7 protein-coding genes are annotated in these 7,731 nt (G+C 62.6%); 5 read left to right on the forward strand and 2 right to left on the reverse strand.

Annotated features, from left to right (window positions below; genetic code table 11):
• Positions 1-103 precede the first annotated feature (103 nt).
• The 4 genes from ABT116_RS36920 to ABT116_RS36935 all read left to right on the forward strand — a co-directional run bounded on the left by ABT116_RS36920 (position 104) and on the right by ABT116_RS36935 (position 3,985).
• A complete protein-coding gene (locus ABT116_RS36920; protein WP_351643310.1) occupies positions 104-829 on the forward strand; it encodes a metal-dependent hydrolase in 726 nt (241 codons plus the stop codon).
• Positions 830-838: 9 nt separating this feature from the next.
• Entirely contained in the window at positions 839-2,275 is a 1,437-nt protein-coding gene (locus ABT116_RS36925; RefSeq protein WP_030537384.1) for a TnsB C-terminal domain-containing protein, read from the forward strand.
• A gap of 127 nt (positions 2,276-2,402) precedes the next feature.
• The gene (locus ABT116_RS36930; protein WP_030537385.1) at positions 2,403-3,188 is read left to right on the forward strand and encodes an AAA family ATPase; all 786 of its coding nucleotides are present in this window, start codon (positions 2,403-2,405) and stop codon (positions 3,186-3,188) included.
• 149 nt (positions 3,189-3,337) lie between these two features.
• A complete protein-coding gene (locus ABT116_RS36935) occupies positions 3,338-3,985 on the forward strand; it encodes a LysE family translocator (protein WP_351643318.1) in 648 nt (215 codons plus the stop codon).
• A gap of 1,104 nt (positions 3,986-5,089) precedes the next feature.
• Here ABT116_RS36935 and ABT116_RS36940 read toward each other — a convergent pair.
• Both ABT116_RS36940 and ABT116_RS36945 read right to left on the reverse strand, forming a co-directional pair.
• Positions 5,090-5,551, reverse strand: a complete 462-nt coding sequence (locus ABT116_RS36940) for a helix-turn-helix domain-containing protein (protein WP_050794073.1) — start codon at positions 5,549-5,551, stop codon at positions 5,090-5,092.
• A gap of 458 nt (positions 5,552-6,009) precedes the next feature.
• Positions 6,010-6,951 (reverse strand): GlxA family transcriptional regulator, encoded by a 942-nt coding sequence (locus ABT116_RS36945; RefSeq protein WP_003941078.1) that lies wholly within the window; start codon positions 6,949-6,951, stop codon positions 6,010-6,012.
• A gap of 108 nt (positions 6,952-7,059) precedes the next feature.
• Between ABT116_RS36945 and ABT116_RS36950 the strand changes: the two genes are divergently transcribed.
• Entirely contained in the window at positions 7,060-7,371 is a 312-nt protein-coding gene (locus ABT116_RS36950) for a putative quinol monooxygenase (protein ID WP_003941073.1), read from the forward strand.
• Positions 7,372-7,731: the final 360 nt, after the last annotated feature.

The raw sequence follows: 7,731 nt of genomic DNA on the forward strand, positions 1-7,731 counted from the left end.
CTCTCGTCCGACGGTTCGTAGTCCGGTGTTGACAAGCCTCGGGTAGATCGCCATGCTCATTTATAAGTACTGTCGCGTACTTATAAATGAGCGAGGAGTGGCCATGGGGATTTTGAGGGGACTGACACAGCGTCCGATCGCGCCGCCCGGCCGGGTTGCGATCCGTCCACGGCGAGTCGACTTCGACTGGGAGAAAGCGCCTTTGGTGTGGTTGCCGAATGAGCCGATCGCCTCATACCTCCTCGGTTCGATGAACCTCGTCATCCCCGAGGGCGAGCGGATGATGATCCAGGCCTTCGAGCAGGCTCTCCCGGACGTGCACGACGAGAAGCTCCGCGAGGACATGCTCGGTTTCATGGGTCAAGAATTGCTGCACGCAGAGGCGCATGACGAGGTCATGAATCAGGTGTTCACACGGCACGGAATCGACCCGGCCCCGTTCAACCGCCAGATGCAGTACTTCTTCCGTAAGACTTTGGGCGTCGGCGACGACACCGATCCGCTCCAGCAGCGTGGGGTCGGGTTGAAGGCCCTGTCGCAGGGCATCGACACCACCACTCCGGGTGGCCGTTTGTTCTTCCACATGCTCGCGGCGATCGCGGAGTTCGAGCACGATCTCATCGTGGAACGCACTCACGACGGCCTTGCGGCCGCCCGTGCCCGCGGGCGCAAGGGTGGCCCGAAGTTCAAGATGACGCCGACGAAGATCCGGCAGGCCCGGGCGATGTATGACGAAGGAGGCCACACCGTGCAGGAGATTGCCGACACGTTCGGGGTGTCCCGGCCCACTATCTATCGGCACTTGGCCGAGCACGTCGAGCGGGCCTGACGAGGGATCATGGCGCACCTCAGCGACCGGCAGAAGGCCGAGCTTGTGCGCCAACACCAGGACGGTGTGCCGTGGACGCGTCTTGCGGAGCAATCCGGCGTTGCGGTGCGGACCTTGCAACGGTGGGCAGCTCGGATGGAGACGGGACGGCTCGCGAGAGCAACTCGCAGCGATAAGGGATCGACTCGCACTGCCGCCGAACTTGTCACCGCAATCGAGGCACTTGCTGTGCGCCGGCCCGCGCCGACGATCGCGTATATCCACCGTCGCATCGGTGACATCGCCCGGGACCGCGGATTGCCGACCCCGGGATACACCACGGTCCGCGAGATCGTGCACGCGCTCGACCCGGGCCTGACGGCCCTCGCGGACGGCGGGGACGCGGCGTACCGCGACAAGTTCGAGCTGGTCTACCGCCGCACGACCTCCGCGCCGAATGAGCAGTGGCAGATGGACCACACCCTGCTCGACGTGATGATCCTCAACGACCGGCAGCAACCCGTCCGACCCTGGCTCACAATCGTGCTCGACGACTACTCGCGAGCGATCGCCGGCTACGCGCTCGGCGTCTCAGCACCCACGGCCGAGCATTCCGCACTGGCGATCCATCAAGCGGTCGCTCGGAAACGAAACCCGAAGTGGGTGGTATCCGGGCTCCCGGACGTCCTCTACAGCGATCACGGGTCCGATTTCACCTCGACCAGGATCGAACACGTCTGCCTCGACCTACACGTGCGCCTGATTCACTCCCGGGTCGGCGTTCCGCAGGGGCGCGGCAAGATCGAACGGTTCTACCGCACCATCACGACCGAGCTGCTGCCGCACCTGCCCGGCTTCATCCCGCACGGCACCGGCGGTGCACCCGTCAGCGACCCCACGCTGACCTTGCATCAACTCGATGACGTGCTCGAGCGATTCATCGTCAACGAGTACAACGAACGACCACATTCAGCGACCGGCGCAGCCCCGCATAATCGCTGGCGCAGCGACAGCTTCATCCCTCGAATGCCCGCCCACCCGGAAGACATCGATTCGCTCCTGCTGACTGCCGCGGCAACGCGACGTGTGCAACGCGACGGCATCCGCTTCGCATCGACCCGATACATCTCACCGGTCCTCGCCGCATACGTCGGCGAAGACGTCACGGTGCGGTACGACCCCCGCGACCTGGGCGAAGTGCGAGTGTTCCACGACAACACGTTCTTGTGTCGCGCGATCGCCCCCGAACGCTCCTCCGAGACCGTGTCCTTCACCGACCTGCAGGCGGCGCGCAACACGCAACGCCGCGCCCTGAAACAGCAGCTCCGCGAGCTCACCACTCACGCTCGCTCACTACCTGAAGACACCCGCCACCGCCCCGAGATACCGCCGGTACCGGAGAGCGCACCCGACCGCGCAACGCCGCCCCCGGCCCGACACGGATTGAGGACCTATGCCAATGGCTGAGCCAGACGACGGCAAACCTCGCTCCGTGCTCTTCGAACCAGGCGACGACGGGCGCCGGTTCCTCAGCGGGTACTTCGACGAATTCAAGGAGGCAGCGCCACCGCACGCAGACACGCGGGCGGCGTTCGTGACCACGCGGGAGCATCGCCGGTTCCAGGAGTTCGCAGACACCGTCCGCTCCCACCGTTACATCGGGCTTTGCTACGGGCCACCCGGGATCGGCAAGACGCTCTCTGCTCGCCACTACGCTGGCACCGACGAGTGGGAGCAGTGGCACCCGCTCTCGCGCAGCACCGGTGCCCTGCCGCCCGTGCCCGAAGCGGTTCAACGAAGCAGAACCGCGTTTTTCACCCCTACCGTCGCCGCGACCATCAAGCAGATCGATCAAGGCCTGCCCCGGGCCTGCCAGCACATCTCCTGGGCCATCGACTACGCTCAGCACGGCCACGTCGACCCCTACGTTCACGCCGAATCCCAGCACAGCGGGAACACCGAGCTGCTCATCATCGACGAAGCCGACCGGCTCAAGACCGCAGGCCTCGAACAAGTCCGCGACTTCTATGACCGCCACCGAATGGGCGTCATCCTCATCGGCATGCCCGGCATCGAGAAACGCCTCGCCCGCTACCCCCAGCTCTACAGCCGCATCGGCTTCGCCCACGAATACCGGCCCCTCCGCAGCGACGAACTCACGGCCGTCGTCGCGCAGCGCCTCCCGGACCCCGACCCTGACGACGCAGGTCTCGCGCACACGGCAGCTCTAGCCGCGATCGTCCGCGCGACCAACGGGAACTTTCGCCTCGCCGACCGGCTCGTCACCCAGGTGAATCGCATCCTTGACATCAACAAGCGCACCCACCTCACCCCGGAGGCCGTTGACGCCGCCCAGGGGGCTCTCCTCATCGGGCGCTAAGCGCAGCTGAGACCATGACGTCCGGGCCCTTACATAGACAGAGGCCACCCCGTCCGATTCGATTGGCTGAGTTCACGGAGTGGAAGACTGAGTGCAGCTCGGCATCGAGGGGAAGCCTCCTCGCAACCCACCACAAGAAAGAAGCGTGCATGATCTCGTTGTCCGCCGCCGTCGGCATCGCTCTCATCGAGCTCGGCCTCGCTCTCACCCCCGGGCCGAACATGATGTACCTGGTCTCTCGCAGCATCAGCCAGGGATGGCGTGCCGGAATGATGTCGACGTCCGGCACGGCCGTTGGCTTCGTGGTGTACATGGTGATGGCCAACCTGGGATTGGCGGCAGTGTTCCTCGTCGTGCCGTGGCTGTTCATCGCACTGAAGGTCGCGGGGGCCGTCTACCTTCTCTGGCTCGCCTACAAGACACTTCGCCCGGGCGGGAAGTCGCTGTTCGAGACCAACGATCTTCCGCGTGACTCGTTCGGCAAGCTCTTCCGCATGGGCCTACTGACGAACCTCCTCAATCCGAAGGTCGCGATCCTCTACCTGGCGCTCATCCCGCAGTTCATCGACCCCACCGCAGGCAGCATCGTGGCCCAAGGATTCCAGCTCGGCGCGATCCAGATCCTCGTCGGCGTTGCCGTGAACGGCGCGATCATCATCGCCGCCGGATCAGTCGCCACGTTTCTACAACGCAAGCCGGCCTGGATGCGGTGGCAGAAGTGGGTCACGGGCACACTCCTGGGCGCAATCGGCGTGAAGCTTGCGATTGATGCCCCGGCGCCCGCTGTGGCCCCATAGCGGCCGCCACTTCGCCTGTCGGATGGCGTCTAAGAGCGTCCAGTTCCTGCCGGAACATCCACGTTCGCGCTCTCATCCCGGGACATTTAGCACCGCGAAAAGAACGTCACCTACAACTGCTATCTACAAACTGGGGATATACATGCTTCACAGAAGCGTCGAATACCGATCGGTTTTCGACCAAACTGGGCTCGTGCCTACGCACATGTCCAGTAACCGTTCGAACGCTGCTGGATCCAAACCTCCCAAACAGTCCGTTGCCTGGCCCTCTACCCTTTCACTATGCACCTCCCAGCACCTAGCTTCGCTTGTCCATCCGGAAAGACGAACCGCCTACAAGTACCGACAGTGCTCCCACAGCCCGAAAAGATCAATCCATCTATCCAGTCTCGAACCGATAGATTCCTGAATGACAGCGAGAAGCTACTGTTACCTGATCTCACAGCACTATCCAGCTCCACAGCCCTTTCCCTAAATGTAGGGATCCCTTTGAATACGCCGCTGCTTCAGAAACCCGACCTGGATCAATACGCATTCCTACTCGCAGAAAGAGTAAAGCAAATTTCCGGGAATCAGCTTGCAAGCGTATGGTGCACAAAAAGGAATTCAAAAATATCCACGATTTCAATTGACTCAGCCATCCCTGCGCAATCATCCAACATCGGCCAAACGGCAACACTGATAACTCGCAGGTCGTATACAAAAGAACAATTCAAAAACGAAATCCCGGACGCAATCTCCGGACTGAAACCCATTCAAGATGGGCCTGTCGCGTTGCATATATCTTACGTGACCGGGTTGCCGCGCACTTGGGCAAATCTATGGAAACCAACCATCGATGGGTTGGGCGGATTACTCGGTACACGTAACTCGTCAGAACCGCGGAAGGTAGACGCTGGTCGCATAGTGCAACTTGCCCTACATCACCGATCTGATGGACCGGAGCTGGGACATAGTGTACAAATCACTGTAACGGCGTCTTCGATCATGCCAATCACCCTTTGATGCCATCCCCTCAAATAGCGGCCTCAAATTGCGCGAATTTATCAAAGAATAAGAAACATACAAAAACCAACATTCTTAAAAAATCGAAACCTTATTCTTTCATGGGCCGCACTCTGCGCTTTCGATTGGAGGTACATCCGGGTGGGACCAGAATATCCAGAATCCGTTTCCAGTAACCACAGGGCAGCCCTCTGCGTGGCGCAGACGCTCAGCCATCTCAATGACAATACCCATCGACCTGTCAGAAAGTCCGTCCGCTTGAGCGAGGAGTCTCCGTAAAGGTACTTGGTCGAGACGTTCGATCACTTCCGACGCCGTCGGAAAATCAGGATTAACGGCGGGAAGATAGAAATAGTCTTTGTCGACACCAAAGAAGTCGGCGAGTATCGCCACGATCTCCGGAGACGGATTCGAACGCTTCCCTCGCCGCAACTGCGAAATATACGGATGCGAAATTTGGTGACCTCGGGCATTGAGCGCGTCCGCCAGCTGCACTTGCGTAATCGGGCAGCCGATCCGCGCCGAGTGGTCGAACAACGCATTCAACTGATCACTAAACATTTGGTCCTCACAGCGAAAATTAAGGGACCCGTCTCGGAAAGTAGGGACAACATGGGATCATAGTGGCTCTTCCCAGATGAGGGTGTAGGTCGGCCGGGCGCGTCGGTCCGCAGGTAGACGTCGAGGTCTCCCGACGATGGAGGTTCCTACGCCATCCATCCGAAAGACCTCGACGTGACCGACGCTACCCCGCCGGCCGGCTTCGGCCGCCCTGACCTGACCGCCTTCGCGTCTCATCCCAATCGACCCTGATCGAGTCTGCTGACCCCCTCGACGAGAACGCAGCGACATCACAGCCACCCAACCCCGACCGTCCGGGAAGCCGGGACACGTCACATGGCCTGTGCTGCGGGCGTGTCGAGTGGGTCGTCCAGGGGCGACGCAGGAGCGTCGACGCGACGTGCTGAGAGGTGGTTCCAGTCGAGCGCTAGGACACCGGCTACAGGCATGGCGATAGGTCAGGAACGGCGTCGCTCCCTACGCAGGAGGGAGCGCAGAGTCTCGGCGTTCGCGTAGCCGACCCGTAGCGCGATCTCGGCGGAGGTGAGGTCCGTGGTTGCTGAGAGGTGCCGAGCTCGTTCGATGCGAAGCCGTTGGACGAAGCCGAGCGGAGTGAGGTTGAGCGCCGCACGGACTCGTCGTTCGAGGGTGCGCCGGCTGGTGCCGAGCGACTGCGCGACGAAGGCGACGTTGAACGGTTCGTCCAGGCGGGCGCGCACGAAGCGTTCGAACTCGACGACGATCGGGTCCTCGTGCCGGAGATGTTCGTAGGCGACGAAGGCCGCCTGCGACGGACGCTCGTCGATGATGAGGAGCTTGGCGACATGTTGGGCCAGATCGGGGCTGATCGATCGCACGAGTGAGAGCGCGAGGTCGATGTGGGCGAACGCGGCGCCGGCGGTGACGAGGTTCCCGTCGACCACGACCATGGTGTCGAGATCGAGGGCGACGGTCGGATAGCGCTTCAGGAACTCCGGCCCCAGGAACCAGCTGGTCGTCGCCCGCCGATGATGCATCCGTCCGGTCTCGGCGACGGCGAACACGCCGGTGCACGCCGCGGCGATCCGGGTGGTCGCGTCGTCGAGGCGCCCGAGCGAGGCGATGACCGAACGAGCATCTCGGCTCTGGAGGGCGTCGTTGGTAGCGGCGGCCGTGAGGGTTCCAAGCGCAGGGACGACGACCACGTCGAACTCTGCGGACTCCGACAGCGGGTGGTCCACCGACAGGGTCATCGATGCCGTCGTGGTCACTCTCCGTTTCGGTCCGAGGATGGCGAGTTCGATCGGGTCGATCCGCGGGTCGACATCGCCGCGGGCTCCGTCGGCCACCCGCACGATGTCGATGACCGACGCGACAGCCGAACCGAAGCAGCCGTCGATCGCGATCAGTCCGATACGCATGGCGCGAACAATAGCAATACTGCCGTATACGCCACTTCTCACATGCCCTTGCTCGTCATACGCTTAACTCGCTTCACCAAGAAACCTCGACACCTAGGAGAACCCCTCATGTCCACACCCGCATCACTTCCGTATGCCTTCGTCGCCAAGATCGTCGCGGCCGATGGACAGCACGACGCGCTCGCCGATCTGCTCGCCGGCGCTGTCGCGCTCGCCAACGAAGAAGTAGGAACGATTGTCTGGTTCGCGGTCAGGACCCACGCCGACACCTTCTGGATCTTCGATGCATTCCCCGACGAGGCCGCTCGCGACGCCCACGCCAACGGCGCCATCGTCGCAGCCCTGATGGCCAACCAGCACCTCCTCGGCGCAGCACCCGAGATCCTGGCGGCCGACGTCCTCGCGTCCAAGCTCCCGTAGTCCGCCAACGCACGAGACGATCGCGCCCCGCCGAGCCGTCGCCAGGTCGCGACGCAACGCCACGCTGCGTTGCCGAGCGGTGCGAGGCCTATCGGCACACGGACAGGATGCCGGCCGCGAGCGCTCAGCCGGCGAGGGTTCCGTCGCAGAGGAGAGCGACGTCGGTGTCGGGCAGAGCCGTGAGGCCAGCGCATCGCGCGACCACCAGAACCGAACCGCCCCTGCCCTGCGTTTCCGCAGGTCAGGGGCTGTTCGCCGGAGCCGCCTGTCGGAATCGAACCGACGACCTAATCACATCGGCTTTGCGTCTATCGCTTGATGCGCCCACTGGGCGAACGAGCCACTGACCTGCGCAAACGC

This window comes from Streptomyces sp. NPDC002130 (assembly GCF_040296465.1).
Lineage (GTDB): Bacteria > Actinomycetota > Actinomycetes > Streptomycetales > Streptomycetaceae > Streptomyces.